Consider the following 1,873-nt stretch of genomic DNA (forward strand, 5'->3'; position numbering starts at 1 on the left):
ATTCGCAGTAAGATTGCGAGCATCAAAAGCACGCAAAAGATTACCAGCGCCATGGAAAAAGTGGCGGTCAGTAAAATGCGCAAGGCACAAATGCGCATGGCTGCTAGCCGTCCTTACGCGGAGCGCATCCGCCAGGTTATTGGTCATTTGGCCAACGCTAACCCGGAATATCGCCACCCGTTCATGATCGACCGTGAAATCAAGCGTGTTGGTTATGTTGTGGTGAGCAGTGACCGTGGTCTGTGTGGTGGCTTGAACACCAACCTGTTCAAGGCCCTGGTCAAGGACATGGCGAAAAACCGTGAAAACGGCGTCGAGATCGATCTGTGTGTTGTTGGTAGCAAGGGTGCGGCTTTCTTCCGCAACTTCGGCGGTAACGTCGTAGCAGCTATCAGCCACCTGGGTGAAGAGCCATCGATCAATGATCTGATTGGCAGCGTCAAGGTGATGCTGGATGCCTACCTGGATGGCCGTATCGACCGTCTGAGCGTTGTGTCCAACAAGTTCATCAACACCATGACGCAGCAGCCTACCGTGGAGCAGTTGATTCCATTGGTGGCAACCCCGGATCAAGAACTCAAGCACCACTGGGACTATCTCTACGAACCGGACGCCAAAGAGCTGCTTGACGGCTTGATGGTTCGCTACGTGGAGTCGCAGGTCTACCAGGCGGTGGTCGAGAACAACGCGGCTGAACAAGCTGCGCGGATGATCGCGATGAAGAACGCTACCGACAACGCCGGTGATTTGATCAGCGATTTGCAGCTGATCTACAACAAGGCGCGTCAGGCTGCGATCACCCAAGAGATCTCGGAAATCGTCGGCGGCGCTGCCGCGGTTTAACGGTTCAAATATTCAGAGGATCCAGCTATGAGTAGCGGACGTATCGTTCAAATCATCGGCGCCGTTATCGACGTGGAATTTCCACGCGACAGCGTACCGAGCATCTACAACGCGCTGAAAGTTGTAAGCGCGGCTGAAACCACGCTTGAAGTTCAGCAGCAGCTGGGCGACGGCGTGGTTCGTACCATTGCGATGGGTTCCACCGAGGGCTTGAAGCGCGGTCTGGAAGTCACCGACTCTGGCGCAGCCATCTCCGTACCGGTCGGTAAAGCGACCCTGGGCCGGATCATGGACGTCCTCGGTAACCCGATCGACGAAGCTGGCCCGATCGACACCGAAGAGCGCTGGGGCATTCACCGTCCTGCGCCAACCTTCGCTGAACAAGCGGGCGGCAACGACCTGCTGGAAACCGGCATCAAGGTTATCGACCTGGTTTGCCCGTTCGCCAAGGGTGGTAAAGTTGGTCTGTTCGGTGGTGCCGGTGTAGGCAAAACCGTAAACATGATGGAACTGATCCGTAACATCGCCATCGAGCACAGCGGTTATTCCGTGTTCGCCGGTGTGGGTGAGCGTACTCGTGAGGGTAACGTCTTCTACCTCGAGATGAAGGATTCCAACGTTCTGGACAAAGTGGCACTGGTTTACGGTCAGATGAACGAGCCGCCGGGTAACCGTCTGCGCGTAGCACTGACCGGCCTGACCATGGCCGAGAAGTTCCGTGACGAAGGTAACGACGTTCTGCTGTTCGTCGACAACATCTATCGTTACACCCTGGCCGGTACTGAAGTATCCGCACTGCTGGGCCGTATGCCTTCCGCAGTAGGTTACCAGCCGACCCTGGCCGAAGAGATGGGTACTCTGCAAGAGCGTATCACTTCGACCAAAAACGGTTCGATCACCTCGATCCAAGCGGTATACGTACCTGCGGATGACTTGACTGACCCGTCGCCAGCGACCACTTTCGCCCACTTGGACGCCACCGTCGTTCTGTCCCGTGACATCGCTTCCCTGGGTATCTACCCAGCGGTCG

The 1,873-nt window shown here is 56.3% G+C and carries 2 protein-coding genes; both read left to right on the forward strand.

The window, feature by feature from the left end; all coding sequences use genetic code 11:
• Positions 1-843, forward strand: an 843-nt coding sequence (atpG, locus tag ACIOYV_RS33240) for a F0F1 ATP synthase subunit gamma (RefSeq protein WP_401330710.1), incomplete at its 5' end; no start/stop codon positions are given.
• A 27-nt stretch (positions 844-870) separates the two neighbouring features.
• A partial coding sequence (gene atpD, locus ACIOYV_RS33245) for a F0F1 ATP synthase subunit beta (RefSeq protein ID WP_401330713.1) occupies positions 871-1,873 on the forward strand: 1,003 nt, incomplete at its 3' end.

Origin of the sequence: Pseudomonas sp. NPDC087342, from assembly GCF_044744265.1 — a bacterium.
Lineage (GTDB): Bacteria > Pseudomonadota > Gammaproteobacteria > Pseudomonadales > Pseudomonadaceae > Aquipseudomonas > Aquipseudomonas nunensis.